We start from the raw sequence: 15,657 nt of genomic DNA, 5'->3' as shown, positions 1-15,657 counted from the left end.
CCCGGCCCGCGTCCCGACGCCTCCTCCCGCCCCCGTCGCCTTCGAAGCGCCGGAGCCCCGCTCCCGGCCGCTTTCGGACGTGGAATCCCTCTGCGCCGAGGGAAAGTGGCGCGAAGCCCGCGCGAAGCTCGCTCCCCTGTTCGCCGCTCCCGAAGCGTCCGACGCCGAACGCACCGAGCTCGCCCGCCGCGGCATCGAAATCAACCGGCAGCTTCTGATCGACAAGAGCGACGAGCGCGACCTCGAGCTCTATGAGATTCAGCAGGGCGACACCCTCGAGGGCATCGCCCGGAAGTTCCGCACCCTCAACGGCGTCAAGGGCGCCGTCATGCTCGTCAACAACTATCGCGAAAACGCCATCCTCCGCGCGGGCCGCAAGATCAAGGTCCCCCGGGGCACCTGGACGATCTTCGTCGACAAGTCGCTCTTCCGGCTCTGGGTGTGCTACGAAGGCGTTCCCTTCAAGGGCTACGCCGTCACGACGGGCTCCGACGCCAAGCCCACCCCGGCGGCCCGCTACACGGTGGGAACCAAGAACCCCAAGCCCGCCTGGTGGCCCCCCGCGGAGATGAAGGTCAAGGGGCCCGTCCCCTACGGCGATCCCCAGAACCCGCTCGGCGAGTGGTGGATCGCGCTCGATCACGACTTCCACCACGGCATCGGGATCCACGGCACCAACGACCCCGGAGCCATCGGGACGCGCGCTTCCAACGGCTGCGTCCGCATGCTCAACGAGGAAGTGGGCGAGGTGGCCGCCCTCGCCTACAAAGGCATGGCCGTGACGATCGTCGAGTAGGTCAGAGCGTCCGGTCGTACTCTTTCAGGATCTCGGTCGGAATCGGGCGGCCGGCCCACAGGCGGAACTGCCGGTCCGCCTGGCGCAGAAACATCGCCACTCCGTCCACCGCCTCGGCGCCCGCCGCGCGCGCGTCCCGCAGGAACTTCGTCCGGCGCGGGGTGTAGACGGTATCGAGCGCCACCATGTCCTTGCGGAAAAGGGACGGGGCCGCCGGCGATTCGCCGTCCGCCGGCGCCATCCCGACGGAGGTGCCGTTGACGACGATCTGAGCGCGCACCTCGGCGAGGTTCTCCCAGCGCACGTACTCGACGCCCAGCTCCTCCGCCAGCGCCTTTCCCCGCTCGAACGTGCGGTTGGCGATCCACACGCGCGCCCCCTCGCGCTTGAGCCCCCACGCCAGCGCCCGCGCCACGCCCCCCGCGCCCAGAACGAGCGCGCGCATCCCGTACACCCCATGCGACCACTTCCGCACCGCCGCTTCCCGAAGCGCGTCCATCGCGGCCGGAACGTCCGTATTGGCCCCCAGGAGGCGGCCGTCCCGGACCGTGATCGTGTTGGCCGCCCCCGTGCCGCGCACGATCTCGTCCGCCTCGTCGAGCGAGGGAACCACCCCCTGCTTGTGCGGGATCGTCACCGACAGACCCCGCAGCCCCAGCGCCTCGACGAGCGCCCGCAGCGTCCCGGCGTCGTCCACCTTGAGGCGCACGTACCGGGCGTTCATCCCGAGACGCTTGAAGACGTCGTTGAAGAGGACGGGACTGCGGGAATGCGCGACGGGATTGCCCATCACGGCGTAGGCTTCGGTGCGCGCGTCGATCGTCCGCACCTGAAAGGTCCGCACCAGCTCCTCGACCGGAAGCTGCCCGGGCGCCGTCTCCCCCCCCGCCCGGAGCGACGCGTAGGTGAGCGGACCGCCGAACCGCGCCCCGAGGATCCGCAGGGGCTCGCCGAATTCGCCCATGGCCACCACGATCCCCGCCGACCCGAGCGTCGCCTGGAGCCGGGCCAGCCGCGCCAGGTCCGCGGCGCCCCGGGCGGCCGCGGCGATCTTCACCGCGAACGCGCCCGCCGCGCGCATCCGGGAGGCGATCGCCTCGACGTCCTCGGGCACCTTCTCGTAGTCGTGCCACGAGACGATCACCCGGGCGTTCCCCCGCGGAAAGTCCCGGAGCGCCCGGAACTCCACATCCACGTAGTCCGCCCCCAGGCGGCACGCCTCCTCCAGAAGCCGGAAGCGCTCCTCCTCGCTTCCCTCGAACCGGCCGCCCTCCCACCGGGGCCGCACGGTGACGAGCACGGGAAGCGGCCGGGCGGGAAGAATCCGGGCGAGTTCCGGACGGCGCAGGAAATCCGCGCGCAGCTCGCAGAGATCCGCCCCCAGGCGGCGCGCGTCCTGCATCCCGGCGAGAGCCTCTTCGGCCGTCTCCGCCCGAAGCGAGGCGCAGATCATCATGGCGTGATCTTAATCAAATCGGCACCCAAGAGTCAGCATTCGGAGCGCGGCGGCTCCGGCGGGGGCGGCTATTCCCAGGGCCGGCCGAACGTCCGGGACCACCAGGCGCGGACGCGGGCGAGCGCCTCCCGATTCTCCTGGGCCGAAGCCCGGGAGTCGAAGCCGAAATCCCCGCCCGCGCGCTCCGCCAGGACCGCCGCGGCGGCCTGCCGCACGTAGACCTCCGGGTCGGAAAGCGCCTCGATCACCGCCCGCAGGCCCTGGGGGTCCTCCGACGCGGCCAGGGCCGCCATGCAGGAACGCTTGAGATTGACGTTCTTCTCGCTCCGGTCCGCCAGCAGCGCCGCCAGCGGGCGCACTCCCACGGGCGTCCCCAGCCGGGCCAGGACCTTGACGAGAAGGCTCTTCTCGCGCGGCGAGGGAGCGGTCTCGAGCATCGCCAGGACACGCTCGGCCGCCGCCTTCGCCTGCGCGGGGGCGAGGTGCTCCCGCAGGCGCGCCAGGGCCTCCGCCGCGCGCCGCCGCAGCTCCGGCCGCCGATCCGGCGCTCCCGACAAGAGGACTTCGAGAAGCGACGGAACGCCGCGCGGATCTCCGATTTCTCCCAGGAAGTCGCACAGGAGCATCGCGCGCAGCTCGTCGGCCCGCTCTTCCCGGCCCGCGCGCGCACGGATCTCCGCGGCGGCGGACCGGGCGCGCCAGGCCACCTCGGGATCCGCCGCCCCCGCGTACGTCTCGAGCGCCCCGAGCGCCGCGCGTCCCAGTCCGGCCAGCTCCCGCATCGCCCGGTCGCGCTCCTTCCAGTCCGGAGAGGCCAGCCGGCGCGCCAGCTCCGCCACGCGTCCCGAGGGATCCGGAGAAGAAGCGGCCAGAAGACGGGCCGCCGCGGGAACCGCTTCCGCCCCCCGCGCCCGCAGCGCCTCCAGCGCCCCGCGCCGCTCGGCGGGATCCTCGGACCGGAGGGATTCGAAAAGCGCTTCGAGGTCCTGGACGGATCCCAGGAGCGCCGCCGCCCCGAGCACCCACGCCGCCATGGTTACCGCAGACCCTGGATGTAGGCGATGAACTCCTCTTCGAGCTCCGGCAGCTCCATCTTGAGATGGTGCCGGACGAGGTCCTCGAAGACCTCCTTGCCGCCCCGTCCGGCGATTTCACGGCGCAGGTATTCGTCCAGCACCGTGCCGTGGGCCGCGCCGCGGTGCCGCAGGAAGTGCACGAGCGCCCACGACTGCGCGTAGTAGAGCCTGGCCTTCTGCGTCGTCTGCTCCGGCTCGGCGAGCATCCCCTCCTCGAACCACTGCCAGAAGTGGTCCACGGTCAGGCCGACCAGGACGTTGAGAGGGATGAAGTCGCCCTTTCCGCCCCCGCGGGGGGGAAGCGCCTGCTTGAGCGTCGGCAGGCGGTCGCGGCCGCCGGCCGGGTCGAAGAACCCGCCCTGCTCGCCCCGGCGGAGCCCTTCGAAGTACGTGCCCAGTCCCTCCTGGAGCCAGTACGTCCCGAACACGCGGCGCCCTTCCGTTTCCCGCAGCGTGTGATGGTGAACGAGCTGATGGACGCCCTCGTGAAAGAGCACATCGTAGGGGACGTTGTAGTCGTGATAGACCACGACGCGGCGGCGCTCGCGGTCGTATTCGTAGATGCCCTTGATCGAATCGGACATCCGCTTGCGGTCGCGCTCGAGGAAATAGCGGTCGAAGCTTTCGCGCGAATTGAAGATCAGCACGACCAGCGCGGGCTCGACCTCCGGAAGGTTGAGGGTCCGGCCGAACTCCCGCTGGAAGGCGGAATGGAGGACCTCCATCCGCTGGGCGTAGTCTTCCATGACCATTGTGGCGTGATATCGGGGGGAGGCTTCGAGGGCGATGAGGTACGGCTTGGCCTTATGATAAAAGAACCGGGAGCCGAATTCCTGCTGGAGCCGCCGGACGGCCCGGCCGTACGGATCGTCCTGATAGGAAGCCACCTGTTCGGGAACGGCCGGAAGGTCCGGAACGCGGGGCGCCTTTTCGGCCGTCCGTTCGGGAAGGCGCGGCGGGGCGGGCAGGGGTTCGGGTTCGGGGCGCAGGAGCGCGGCGATCATCCAGGCGGCCGCCAAGCCCGCCGCAGCCCCCGTGACGATCTGCAGGGCGAGCGACCAGCCGGAGCGCGGCCCCGGCGAATCTCCCGCGCGCGGGACCGTCAGGACCGCCGTGCATCCGGCGCAGCGCAGCCGCGTGCCGGCGGCCACGCCTCCCACGTTGAACCTCTTACCGCAATAAGGGCAGCGGACGAGCCGAAGGGACATCCCACGACCCTCCATAACCCTCAGGGGACGGCGCCCCACCCAGGCAACCCCTGCCGTCCGAGCTTTTCGAGCTTAGCACGCCCTTCCGGGAGGAGCAAGTCAAAACGCCGCGCCCAGCGGAGCGCCCCGAAGTAGCGGCGCACGGTGTCGATCCTCAGGCGCCCCCGGAGGCGGCGCAGGGCGCCGGGAAGCGCCGGCGGCGGGCCGCCCGCCGCGCGCCGCCACGCCTCCTCCCCGAGAAAGGGCACGAAAATGTTGAGCGCGATTTCGAGCGCCCGGTCCGGGCCGATGAGCCCCGTCCCGTCCGGATCGAGCCATGCCCGCATCTCTTCAAGCGTCGCCCGCCGCGCCAGCCCCCGCGCCAGGCCCTCGTCCCGCGCGGCCGCCAGGAAACGCGCCAGACCGGAGAGCCTGCGAAACGGATGATTCGCGGGCCGGACGTTCCGCAGCCGCCACATTCCCGCCGGAAGCGCCCGCGCCTCCGCCTGAAGCCGCGCCTCGATCTCCCCGGCGGTCTCCGGAAGCGCCGACAGCGGGCACCGCCGCGCCAGCTCCGCCATCGCCGCCTTGTTGTGCTTGTACCCCAGCGCCACGAGAATCTCGCGGTACAGCGTCTCCTCCGCCCCCCGCCGCTCCATCCCCCGCGCCAGCCGCGCCCGCCGCTCCGCGAACCACCGGTCCCCGAGCGCGTCCAGCTCCGCCGGACCGGGCGCCGGTTCCGGATCCGAACCCGCCGCCTCGAAAAGATACGGTTCCAGCACGAGCACCGGCGGCCCCGGCGGCGGCTCGCGGAACGGATCCCGGCGCAGGACCACGTGCAGAACCACCCCCGCGTAGGCCGGGTCGCGGTCGTGCCCGTGCGCCGTCCAGCCCGAGGGCGTCAGGTGCACTTCCACGTCCCCCGTGACCCTCCGCCCTCCCAGAACCAGCCGCGCGGCGCGGAAGTCGGGCCCGCCCTCGAAGGACCGCACCCCGGGATGCTCCACGACGAGCGGCCGGGCATCCTCCGTGAGAAGCCCCCGCCGGCCGAAACGGCCGCGCTCCCAGATCGCCTGAAGATCCCCTTCGGTCAGAAGCGACGGGACGGTCACGGACGGACTCCTCTCCGGTCAGGCGGTCGCCTCGTCCATGCCCCGCGATTCCTCGTCCGGACGGCCGCCCGGCGAGGGCATTCCCAGATGGCCCAGGATTTCGCGCACGATCTCCTCGACCGACCGGCCGTCGGTGGCGATCGTGACGTCGGCCCCCTGGAGATAGTAAGGCCGGCGCAGCTCGATCTGCTCGCGGATCTCCGTGAACGGATCCTTCTCGGTGAGCGCCGGGCGCCGCTGGCGCGTCGATCCGTCCGCTTCGATCCGCCGGAAGGCGTTCTCGGGGTTCACCTCGAGATGGAAGATCTTCGCGTTCCGCTTGAGCATCTGGATGTTCTTGTACCGCAGCACCGCTCCCCCGCCCGTCGCGATGACTTTTCCGTCCAGCTTGGCCAGATCGGCGATCGCTTCGCTTTCGAGATTGCGGAAATGGCTCTCCCCCCAGCGTTCGAAGATCTCGCGGATGGTGAGATGCGTCTTGCGTTCGATGTGCTCGTCGCAATCGATGAACTCGCGGCCGAGCCGCGCCGCCAGAGCCTTGCCCACGGTCGTCTTGCCCGACCCGCGGAAACCGATCAGGACCACGTTCATGCCGCCCCCTTGGACTCCTCCGCCCTCAGCGCCGCGCGGAGCCGCTCGGCCGTCGAGGAGTCGATCGTCCCCTTGGCCAGCGCCACCTCGACCGCCCGAAGGCCCAGGACCCCGTACGTCCGCGCCAGTTCCGGCGCCGACGCCCCCAGCGCCTCCACGTGCCGCCGCACCGTCTCGACGTCTCCCCGCTCGATCGGCCCCGTCAGGGCCTGCGGGATCCCCACCGCGGCCACGTTGGCCAGCGTCCCCGACGCCAGGGCCACGAGGGCGCGCCCGGCCGTCGCCCGGTCCACTCCGGACCCTTCGAGCAGACGAACCGCCGCCTCGAGGACGGCGACCACGTAGTTGGACGCGAAGACCGCGCCGGCGTGATACAGGGCCTTCCGATCCGTCCGGACGCGGAACGGCTCTCCGCCGATCGCGCGCGCGAAGCCTTCAAGCGCCGCCACCGCCTCCGGATCGCCGTCAATCGCGCAGAAGGTCCCGCGGAAAAGCTCCGCGGCCCGCGCGGGATCGCCGAAGCTGCGCAAGGGATGAAGCGCCCCGGCCGGCCGGTGCGGGCGAAGAACGTCCGCGCCGTACGCCGCGCAGGTGTGGGCCACGACGGCCCCCGAGGGCGCCCGGAGGGCGCGGGCGACGGCGGGAATCTCCCGGTCCGGGACCGCCACGAGCGTCAGCGGCGCCCCCTCCGGAGACGTGCCCGGCCGCCCAGCGCCGATGAAGGCGACGGCCTCCTCCGCATGAGCGCGCGTGCGGCAGACGACCGGGCCGATCGCGTATCCGGCCTGGCGCGCCAGACGCCCCAGCGCGCGCCCGGTCTTCCCGGCCCCGACGATCGCCAGTTCCACCGACGTCGCGTCCAAAAAAAAACCTCCGCCTGCGCCGTGAGGATGACTCTTCCGAACTTACCTCGGTTCAGAGGGGGCGCCTCTCCGGAACTCGCCGGCGTCCCCACCTCCCGGCCATCGCACGTGGCGGCAGGGCGTGCCTCTCCTCCCGGAAGTCCGGCGCCCGGTTAACGGTTGTAAGTTCCGTTAGCGTCCTGCACGGACACGGCAGAGGTCTAACGCCGCATTATATCGGTCCCGCCCCGCGCTGCAAGATTTTTCCGAGCCCTTCCCCCCCGGTCCGGAATCCCCGCTTTTTTCTTGACCGCGCGCAGGGTTCCTTTAGGATGGGCCGTCTAGAAAGAGGACACGAACGAGGAGAGCCCCATGGCCAAGAAGGTCGCGCTCGCGTTCCTGATGGTGGTGGTCGCCTTCGCCTTCTCCGGCTGCGCCGCCGGCGGCGGGGATTTCTTCTACCGCGCGTGGAAGCACCTGGAGTGGCACATCCTGGGCGCCTACAAGGACCTCGTCCAGCTCCACCGCGACTTCGACAAGTTCGTGTTCAACCTGGACGAGCGCAACCCCGACCGGTACTAGCCGACGACCCTCCGTATCTCCGCCCCGGGGGCGCCCTCCCGCCTCCGGGGCTTTTTTCTCTACCGCGCCGGCGCCCTCCGGATCAGCGGGGACGGTAGAGAACCACGAGATAAGCGATCGTGACCGCGCGATCCGGGTTTTCGATCGAGTGAGGGACATCGGCCCGATAGTGGGCCGAGTCGCCCGCCCCGAGGACGCACCCCTCCCCGCCCGACGTGACCCGGAGCGTTCCCTGCCGAACGGTCAGGATCTCGCGCGTCCCGGCGAAGTGCGGAGCGCTTTTAAGCGCCCCTCTCGGACGGAAGCGCAGTTCGTAAAACTCCACCTCCTTTTCGAGGCGGATCGGCGACAGGGTGCGGATTTCGCATCCGTTCCGGGTCCGGAAATGGTAGGCGCGGTCGGCGGCACGGATGACCTCGATCGGCGCGCCCCAGTCGGGGCCGTCGACGAGGCTCCCGAGCGATACCTCGAAGGCCGCGGCGATTCGCTGGGCGACGGCGACGGTCGGGTTCACGCGGCCGCGCTCGATCTGGGAGAGCATCGAACGGCTGACCCCCGAGGCGGCCGCGAGCTGCTCGAGGGACCATCCCCGCGCGGCCCGCAATTTCCGGACCTGCTCGCAGAAGGGGTTGGCGGGAGCGGCCGCGGACCTCATGGGTATCCCATATACTGGAATTTTTCCATTATATCGTACATTCCGCCGCCGGCCCGACGTTCATTATACGAGAGGACTGTCCTTGAGAAAGGAGCATCGGATGCGTTCGTGGAGCGGGAGGGCGGCGATCCTGACGGCCCTGGTCACGCTCGCCCCGGCCGGCGCGGACCCGGCGCAGGAGAGGGTCCACCACCCGGATTACCGAAAGTGCAAGATCTGCGCGCCGGCATGGGCGAAGGCGATGTCCTACCTGAAGGCGAATCTTCGGAGCGACACGGCCCGACGGGTCATCGGCTCCAAGATGGGCGGCTACATGATGGGCGGCTTCGCCTTCCTGATGGACGGGCAAAGCCCCAAGGAGCTCGAGGAGTGCATCCAGTACGCCTGCCAGGCGATCAAGGACGAGGGATTCAACCGCAACTGGTACCTCTCCATGTCGATGATCTTCCTGGCGGAGGTCGCGCTCCGCACCGGATTGACCCCCGAAATCGAGAAGGCGCTCGCCCACGGCCTCAAGATGGCCGAGCGCCAGCAGGAGGAGACCGGCGGATGGTGCCACCATCGGCTCTTCTGGAAGGAAAGCGGCTACAACCAGAAAGGCGGCGGCCGCGACCTCGGCATGATCACCGCCATGATGTACGGCGCCTTCCTCGAGCTGACCGCGCTGGGGGTGACGGTCGGCCCGATGATGGAGCGGGCCCGGAAGAATCTGGAGTCGATCTCCGACGGCATGGGCGTGCGTTACGGAACGGACAACGGCGTCGGAGACGCCGCCATGGCGCGCGCCTCATGGGTCCTCTCGTCGCTCCTGGCGACGGGACAGACGACGCATCCCTTCTTCGCCAAGTACTCCAAAGGTCTCGAGCAGCGCTATAAGAAAATCGAGGAGGGGGTCCACGGCTTCGCGCCCCTTCACTACTTCAGCGTCGCCGCCGCGATGCACCGCCTGGGCCCCGACTTCTACGCGAAGTTCATCGAGGAGTACCTCGACCGGCTGATCGCCACTCAGACCCCGGAAGGCATCGTCCCCCTTCATCAAGAGGACGATGTCGCCTCCACCGCCGTCTTCGCCTGCATCGTCATGATGCAGAAGCCCGGCATCTTCCGGCCCGCGCTGAAAAAGAAGGGGAAGCCCGCCGCCGAGAAGAATCCGGCGCCGCCCTCCCCGCCGTCGCCGACGAAGGCGCGCGCGGCCGATCCGCAAACGCCCGCCGTCCGGGACTCGCTCCTCGCCGGGCGGGTCCGAGACGCGGACGCCATGACGCCCGAGACGGACGGAAGTCCCCTCGATGTCGCGGGGTCGAACCTCAAACTTGCCGGCCGGCGGCATCCCGCGGTCGCGCTTGCCGAACCAGGCGATTCCGGCGCGCTCCCTCCGGCGGCTTTCCATCTCCCGGCGCGCGGCGAGGAGGCGGCCGCGGAGGAGGCGATGCGGCGGCTCCCAGCGCCCGAAGCGGATCGGACCCGGTCGGCCTTCCCAATCCCTTGAGGGGGCCTCTGATGAACACGATGCTCGCCACGGTCGTTCTCCTGAGCGCCCAAGTCCGGATCACCGTCGACACCTCGGAGGTGCCCGACCTTCACGAATGGGGCGAGAAGGCGAAGGCGCTCTGCGAAGAATGGTACCCGAAGATTTCGGAGTACCTGGCGACGCCCGGCTTCACGCCGCCTCAGGCGGTCACGATCGTCTTCGAGAAACACCGAAAGGGCATCGCCGCCACTTCGGGAACCACCATCCGCGTGGCCGCCGACTGGGTGAAAAGGCATCCCGGGGACACCGGCATGATCGTCCACGAACTCGTCCACGTCGTCCAGAGCTACCGCGGCGGCGGACCGGGATGGGTGACCGAGGGCATCGCCGACTACATTCGCTACTTCCATTATGAGAAGAAGACGGTCTTCCCGCCGGAGCAGCGCCGGGGAAGCTACAGGGACGGCTACCGGACCGCCGCCTCCTTCCTGGCGTGGCTTGCCGAGACGCACGACAAGGACCTCATCCGGAAACTCAACGCCGCGATGCGCGGCGGATCCTACTCGGATGACCTGTTCAAGGAATGGACCCGGAAGGATCTCCGGACGCTCTGGGAAGATTACGTCTCGGCCCCGTAATCCCGCGCCCCGCGGGCCGTGAAGCTCTTTTCCCCGCCCCTCTCGGGTCCAGCCGAGCGGCAGTGCTCAAGGATCCGCCGATCCCGAGAACTCCCGCCCCCGGGGCTTTTTGCTCTACCGCGCCGGCGCCAGGAACCTCCGCACCGCTTCCCGCCGCTCCCGGCACAGCCGTTCGTTCTCGCGCCGCGTCTCGTCCGGCGAGACGTAGAAGCTCGAGTAGCTGAAAACCGCGAAACCCTGCCGGCACATCCGCATCTGGCGCAACGTCTGCTCCGCCGTCGGGTGCCGGTACGCGCCGATCCCGGGAATCGACACCGTCCGCCCGCCGCGCCGGAACAGAACCTCCCCCTCGGCGACCGCTTCACGGAACGCCGCGTCGTCGTCCTCGTAGATCATCGGAAAAACGCAGTCCACCCGCCCGTCGCGGACCCAGCCCTCGGCGTCCTGAAACACCCGGCGGCGCGCCTGGGCCGTCGGGAACACCGCGGCCGACACCACCGCCTCCGGCCGGACCGCCCGCACGGCCTCCCCGATCTCCCGCACCGTTTCCGTCACCGCCTTCCGGCGGAAATCCTCCCAGGCGGCCGGACGCGCCGAGGGCCGGCCTCCGAAAAGCGCGATCGTCCGCGCGTCGTACGACCAGTCTCCCTCGATGAAACGGATGTAGTCCAGATGAAGGCCGTCCACCGGATAGCGCTCCACGATCTCCCGCGCCACGGCCGCCAGGTGGCGCCGGACCTCCGGCAGACAGGGATTCAGACACACGTAGTGGTCGTTCAGGGATTGCCGGCGCCCGTCCCGCCCCACGACGATCCACTCGGGCCGGCGATAAAGCAGATGCGACCGGTCGACCGGGGGCACCCGCCCGCGCCAGACGGGCATCACGTTCATCCACGCGTGAAGCGCGATCCCCAGGCGGCGCGCCTCGCGGCAGGCGACCTCCAGGGGATCGAAGCCCGGATCCCGCCCCCCGAGACGCTCCGCCCACGGCTCCAGCGACGAACGATAGTAGGCGTCCGCCTGCCCACGGACCTGAAAAAGCACGGTGTCGAATCCGAGCGCGGCGCTGTTGGCCAGAATCGCGCGGACGTCCGCCTCGCTGGAGTACTCGAAGCGGGTCACCCAGACGGCGCGCGGGCCGTCTTCCCCCTGGGCCGGGGCGGCCAGGAGGGAAGCCAGAGCGAGAAGGTTCATCACGTTCACCCCCGAACCCGTCTCCCCTCTCCGGCGCAGGATCTATCGGCGAAGGGGCGCGCGCCCTTTAGCGCGCGACGACGGCCACGTGCACCTCGGCGGCCCCGGCGGCCCGGAGCGCTTCCGTGCAGGCGTTGGCGGTGGCACCCGTCGTCAGGACGTCGTCCACGAGGAGGACCGTGCCGCGGACGCGCCGGGCGCGGTAGGCTCCCTGCGGGTTCTTCAGCCGCTCCTCGAAAGGAAGCTCCACCTGAGGCCGCGTGCGGCGCGCTTTGACCAGGGCGCGGCGGGCCAGGGGGAGCCCGGCATGGCGGGCCACGCGTTCGGCCACGAGCTCCGCCGCGTTGTAGACGCGCGCCAGGAGCTTCCAGCGGGACATGGGCACCGGGACCACGAGATCGAACCGCCTCGCCAGCCGCGCCGCCAGGCGCCGCCCGAAGTCGTCGGCCAGACGGCGTTCGCCCCGGAACTTGAGCGCCAGCACCGCCTGCCGGAGACGCCCCTCGTAGCGCCCCAGGGCCGCGGCCCCCGCGAAGAGAAACTCCTTCCCGTCGCACTCGACGCATCCCCGCCCCGGCCGCGCGGCGCCGCATCGCGGACAGGCCGGCGGCGCGATCCATTCGAGCGCGGCGTCGCAGGCCCCGCAGAAGGCTCCTTCGGCGGAGCCGCCGCAGGAAGCGCACAGGCGGGGATAGAGGAGGTCCAGGAGCCGCGGTTTCACTTTACGCCAGAATAGCCACCGGCTAGACTGCCGTCCAACCATGGAGGAATTCGTCCGCCTGTCGCTGTACCTCGGGGTCCTGGCCTACTCGTGCATCCTCCACGAGTACGCCCACGTATGGGTGGCCTACAGGCTCGGCGACCCGACGGGAAAAAACCAGGGACGCCTGACCCTGAACCCCCTCCCCCACATCGACCTCTTCTGGACGATCATCCTGCCGCTCCTCATGATCGCGCTGCGGGGAGTGCCTTTCGGGGGGCCGAAACCCGCCCCCGTCAACCCCCTCAACTTCCGGAATCCCCGGGCGGGATTCATGTGGACGTCCCTGGCGGGACCGTTCACCAACATCCTCCTGGCCGCCCTGGGGCTGGCCTTCCTCTGGACGCTCTTCCACACGGCCCCCGGCTTTCTCTTCGCCGAACGCGACGGCCCTTCGCCGGAACTCACGGTCAACGGGCTTTTTTTCGCCAATATCCTCTTCGTCAACGTCTTCCTGGCGGCGTTCAACCTGATTCCGGTCCCGCCGCTCGACGGCTCGCGCTTCCTGCGCTTCCTGGCGGGGCGGCGCGGCGAAGGATTCGTGGACGCGGTGGAACGCCTGGGCATCCTGCCGCTCCTCCTGGTCGTCTACTTCGTGGCGCCCTACGCGCTGGCGCCCGTGTTGCGCGGCCTGATCGGGCTTCTGGCCGGACTCTTCGGACCCGTCCACGCCCACGAAATCGTAAGTGAGTTTTTCACCCCCATCTTCAAGCCATGAAGAAACGAATTCTGTCGGGCATGAGACCTACGGGCCGCCTCCACCTGGGGCACTACTGGGGGGTCCTCGTCAACTGGATCGCCCTCCAGGACGAGTACGACTGCTTCTTCATGGTCGCCGACTGGCACGCCCTCACGAGCGAGTGGAAGAACTCCTCGGCCATCCGCCGGAACATCCGCGACAACGTGGCCGACTGGATCGCCTGCGGCGTGGATCCGGAAAAGTCCACCCTCTTCGTGCAGTCGGACGTCCCCGAGCACGCCGAGCTCCATCTCATCCTTTCGTGCGTGACGCCCCTCGGATGGCTGGAGCGCGTGCCCACCTACAAGGAAGCCCAGCAGCAGCTCGCCGAGAAGGGCGTGGACAACTACGCGTTTCTCGGCTACCCCGTGCTCCAGGCGGCCGACATCCTCCTCTACAAGGGAGAGGTGGTGCCCGTCGGCGAGGACCAGCTTCCGCACCTGGAGCTCACGCGCGAGATCGTGCGGCGCTTCCACTCCGTCTTCGGCCGCGAAATCTTCCCCGAGCCGGCGGCGCGGCTTACCCCGACGCCCCGCCTGATGGGACTCGACAACCGCCGCATGTCCAAGAGCTACGCCAACACGATCGATCTTTCGGAGGACCTCCCCTCGGTCGAACGCAAGGTGAAGGGCATGTTCACCGACCCCAACCGCAAGCGGCGCACCGACCCGGGAAATCCCCAGGCGTGCAACGTCTGGGCCTTCCACGGAATGCTCAGCCCCCGGGAGCGTCACGCCGAAATCGAAACGCAGTGCCGGGCCGCGACGATCGGCTGCGTGGAATGCAAGGGGGAGCTGGCCGCCCGCATGGTCGAGTGGCTGCGCCCCATCCAGGAGCGCCGCCGGGAGCTCCTGGCCGACCCGCGACGGATCGACGAGATCCTGGCCCGCGGGGCCGAGCGCGCCCGCGCCGTGGCCGCCCGGACGATGAAAGAAGTGCGGGAAACGGTCTTCGGGGGCCGATAATGAAAGTAGCCGTCCCGCGGGCCGCGCCTCCCGCCGGGGGAGCGCCCGGACGGCGGAGGGGAGGTCGCCGTTGAGCGAGAGGGGAGACATGCCGGACGCCGCGCCGTACAAGGTCACGCTCGACAACTACTACGGCCCGCTCGACCTGCTGCTTCACCTGGTCAAGGAAAGCGAGCTCGACATCACCGCGGTCGCCCTCTCCCGCGCCTGCGAACAGTACATCCGGTTCCTCACCGCCATGGAGCGGCTCGATATCGATCTGTCGAGCAACTTTCTGGCGCTGGCGTCCCAGCTTCTGCTGATCAAGTCCCGCACCCTCGCTCCTCCGGAGGCCGCCCCCGCCGAGGAGGGCGAAACGCCGCCGGAGGAGGAAGAGGACGCCTCGCTCGAGCTCATCAAGAAGCTCCTCGAGTACAAGCGCTTCAAGGACCGCGCCCGGGCGCTCGACACGCTCGCGCAGGAGCGCGCCGCCCGCTTCGGCCGTCCCCGGATCCGTCTCGAAGGCGAAACCGAACAGGAACCGCTGCGGAATCTCGAGCTGTGGGATCTGGTCCTTCTGTATTCCAAAGTCGTCAAGGGCACCCGGCTCGAGGCGATGATGTCGATCCTCTACCGGGACGTGCCCCTGGAGCTCTTCGTCGAAAAGATCCTCCGCAGCCTGGCGGACCGCCGCCGGGCCACCTTCTCCGAGCTCGTCGGGGATCGGCCCGACCGGACCCAGATCCTGGGAACGTTCCTGGCGCTCCTTCAGCTGGCCAAGGCGCAGAAGGTGACCCTGGAGCAGGAGGTCGATCACGGCGACATCCGCGTGGAGGCGCGGGAAGCGCCCGCCGAGGCTCCGCCCCCCGAACCCGCCCCGCGCCCGGAACGCCAGCCGAGCGCTTCGCCGTGACGCCGTCCCGACCGCGTCAGTTCGGCTCCACGTCCCGGAGCAGCGCCTTCATCTCCTCGGCCGCATAGCCGGCCGGGAACTCCGCCAGATACGCCCGCGCGTCGGCCGCGGCCCGGGCTCGATCGCCCAGGTCCTTCCAGACCCGCGCCCGCCAGGCCAGCGCCCGGCGGCATCCCCCCTGGATCGCCGCCGTGAAATCCTCCGCCGCGCGCGCCTCATGCCGCTTGAGAAGATAGAACGCGCCCCTCAGGATCCGAGCCCCCGCATCGTCCGGCGCGGCCTCGATCTGCGCGTTGAGGCGAAGGATTTCGCGGTTGAGGTCCGCCGCCTTGCGTCCGTGAAGCGCCTCCAGCTCCGACAGGGCCGCCGCCGCTTCCCCCCGCAACGCCCGGATCTCGGCGCGCCGCTCCCGGTACTCCCGCCGGCCCGGCGCGATCTCGAGCGCCCGCGTGATGTACTCCAGCGCCTTGTCGAGCTCCTCCCGCGCCAGATACGCCAGCGCCAGGAAGGAACAGGGCCAATCTTTCCGGGAGCCGCGCGCCAGCGCCTCCCCGGCGACCGCCAGGATCCGATCGTAGTCCCCCTCCCCGAGCGCCCGGAGCGCCTCCGCTTCCATCCGCTCCTCTTCAGCCGCCGAAAGGGGCGCCGCGGGGCGCCCCCCGGCGGAAGGCGGCGCGGCGGGACGCCCGGACGGCGCGGGC

At 70.0% G+C, this 15,657-nt stretch carries 17 protein-coding genes; 7 read left to right on the top strand and 10 right to left on the bottom strand.

Annotated features, from left to right (window positions below; genetic code table 11):
• The coding region (locus tag VNO22_11585) for a L,D-transpeptidase family protein (protein HXG62012.1) at positions 1 to 796 on the top strand (796 nt) is incomplete at its 5' end.
• Position 797: 1 nt separating this feature from the next.
• Here VNO22_11585 and aroE read toward each other — a convergent pair.
• From aroE to VNO22_11555, 6 genes are all read right to left on the bottom strand, one after another.
• Positions 798 to 2,252: a shikimate dehydrogenase gene (gene aroE, locus VNO22_11580; GenBank protein HXG62011.1), complete on the bottom strand. Its 1,455-nt coding sequence runs from the start codon at positions 2,250 to 2,252 to the stop codon at positions 798 to 800.
• Positions 2,253 to 2,320: 68 nt separating this feature from the next.
• On the bottom strand, positions 2,321 to 3,286 hold the full coding sequence (locus VNO22_11575; protein ID HXG62010.1) for a hypothetical protein: 966 nt from the start codon (positions 3,284 to 3,286) through the stop codon (positions 2,321 to 2,323).
• Between the two features lie 2 nt (positions 3,287 to 3,288).
• A complete protein-coding gene (locus VNO22_11570) occupies positions 3,289 to 4,536 on the bottom strand; it encodes a hypothetical protein (protein HXG62009.1) in 1,248 nt (415 codons plus the stop codon).
• Positions 4,537 to 4,556: 20 nt separating this feature from the next.
• A complete protein-coding gene (locus VNO22_11565) occupies positions 4,557 to 5,627 on the bottom strand; it encodes a DUF2851 family protein (GenBank protein ID HXG62008.1) in 1,071 nt (356 codons plus the stop codon).
• 18 nt (positions 5,628 to 5,645) lie between these two features.
• Positions 5,646 to 6,218, bottom strand: a complete 573-nt coding sequence (locus VNO22_11560; GenBank protein ID HXG62007.1) for a shikimate kinase — start codon at positions 6,216 to 6,218, stop codon at positions 5,646 to 5,648.
• The gene (locus tag VNO22_11555) at positions 6,215 to 7,081 is read right to left on the bottom strand and encodes a DUF2520 domain-containing protein (GenBank protein ID HXG62006.1); all 867 of its coding nucleotides are present in this window, start codon (positions 7,079 to 7,081) and stop codon (positions 6,215 to 6,217) included. The genes VNO22_11560 and VNO22_11555 overlap by 4 nt, the downstream gene beginning before the upstream one ends.
• A 351-nt stretch (positions 7,082 to 7,432) precedes the next feature.
• On the opposite strand from VNO22_11555, the gene VNO22_11550 reads away from it, so the two are divergent.
• Complete coding sequence (locus VNO22_11550; GenBank protein HXG62005.1) at positions 7,433 to 7,642, top strand: hypothetical protein; 210 nt, start codon at positions 7,433 to 7,435, stop codon at positions 7,640 to 7,642.
• 82 nt (positions 7,643 to 7,724) lie between these two features.
• On the opposite strand, the gene VNO22_11545 is transcribed toward VNO22_11550, so the two are convergent.
• Entirely contained in the window at positions 7,725 to 8,297 is a 573-nt protein-coding gene (locus VNO22_11545; protein HXG62004.1) for an XRE family transcriptional regulator, read from the bottom strand.
• Positions 8,298 to 8,397: 100 nt separating this feature from the next.
• Between VNO22_11545 and VNO22_11540 the strand changes: the two genes are divergently transcribed.
• The gene (locus tag VNO22_11540; protein HXG62003.1) at positions 8,398 to 9,786 is read left to right on the top strand and encodes a hypothetical protein; all 1,389 of its coding nucleotides are present in this window, start codon (positions 8,398 to 8,400) and stop codon (positions 9,784 to 9,786) included.
• Between the two features lie 11 nt (positions 9,787 to 9,797).
• Positions 9,798 to 10,406: a basic secretory protein-like protein gene (locus tag VNO22_11535; GenBank protein ID HXG62002.1), complete on the top strand. Its 609-nt coding sequence runs from the start codon at positions 9,798 to 9,800 to the stop codon at positions 10,404 to 10,406.
• 114 nt (positions 10,407 to 10,520) lie between these two features.
• Here the strand turns inward: VNO22_11535 and VNO22_11530 are convergent, their stop codons facing one another.
• Both VNO22_11530 and VNO22_11525 read right to left on the bottom strand, forming a co-directional pair.
• Entirely contained in the window at positions 10,521 to 11,600 is a 1,080-nt protein-coding gene (locus VNO22_11530) for a family 10 glycosylhydrolase (GenBank protein ID HXG62001.1), read from the bottom strand.
• A gap of 67 nt (positions 11,601 to 11,667) precedes the next feature.
• Positions 11,668 to 12,321 carry a ComF family protein gene (locus VNO22_11525; protein HXG62000.1) on the bottom strand — a complete coding sequence of 218 codons (654 nt, stop codon included), beginning with the start codon at positions 12,319 to 12,321 and terminating at the stop codon, positions 11,668 to 11,670.
• 40 nt (positions 12,322 to 12,361) lie between these two features.
• Here VNO22_11525 and VNO22_11520 point away from each other — a divergent pair, with 40 nt between their 5' ends.
• The 3 genes from VNO22_11520 to VNO22_11510 all read left to right on the top strand — a co-directional run bounded on the left by VNO22_11520 (position 12,362) and on the right by VNO22_11510 (position 14,956).
• Entirely contained in the window at positions 12,362 to 13,078 is a 717-nt protein-coding gene (locus VNO22_11520; GenBank protein ID HXG61999.1) for a site-2 protease family protein, read from the top strand.
• Positions 13,075 to 14,064: a tryptophan--tRNA ligase gene (trpS, locus tag VNO22_11515; protein HXG61998.1), complete on the top strand. Its 990-nt coding sequence runs from the start codon at positions 13,075 to 13,077 to the stop codon at positions 14,062 to 14,064. Before VNO22_11520 ends, trpS begins: the two co-directional genes overlap by 4 nt.
• A gap of 88 nt (positions 14,065 to 14,152) precedes the next feature.
• Positions 14,153 to 14,956 (top strand): segregation/condensation protein A, encoded by an 804-nt coding sequence (locus VNO22_11510; GenBank protein ID HXG61997.1) that lies wholly within the window; start codon positions 14,153 to 14,155, stop codon positions 14,954 to 14,956.
• Positions 14,957 to 14,972: 16 nt separating this feature from the next.
• Here the strand turns inward: VNO22_11510 and VNO22_11505 are convergent.
• The coding region (locus VNO22_11505; GenBank protein ID HXG61996.1) for a tetratricopeptide repeat protein at positions 14,973 to 15,657 on the bottom strand (685 nt) is incomplete at its 5' end.

Source organism: Planctomycetota bacterium, from assembly GCA_035574235.1.
Classification (GTDB): domain Bacteria; phylum Planctomycetota; class MHYJ01; order MHYJ01; family JACPRB01; genus DATLZA01.
Note: the sequence above shows the minus strand (reverse complement) of the source record. Positions and strands in the feature narration are given on the sequence as shown.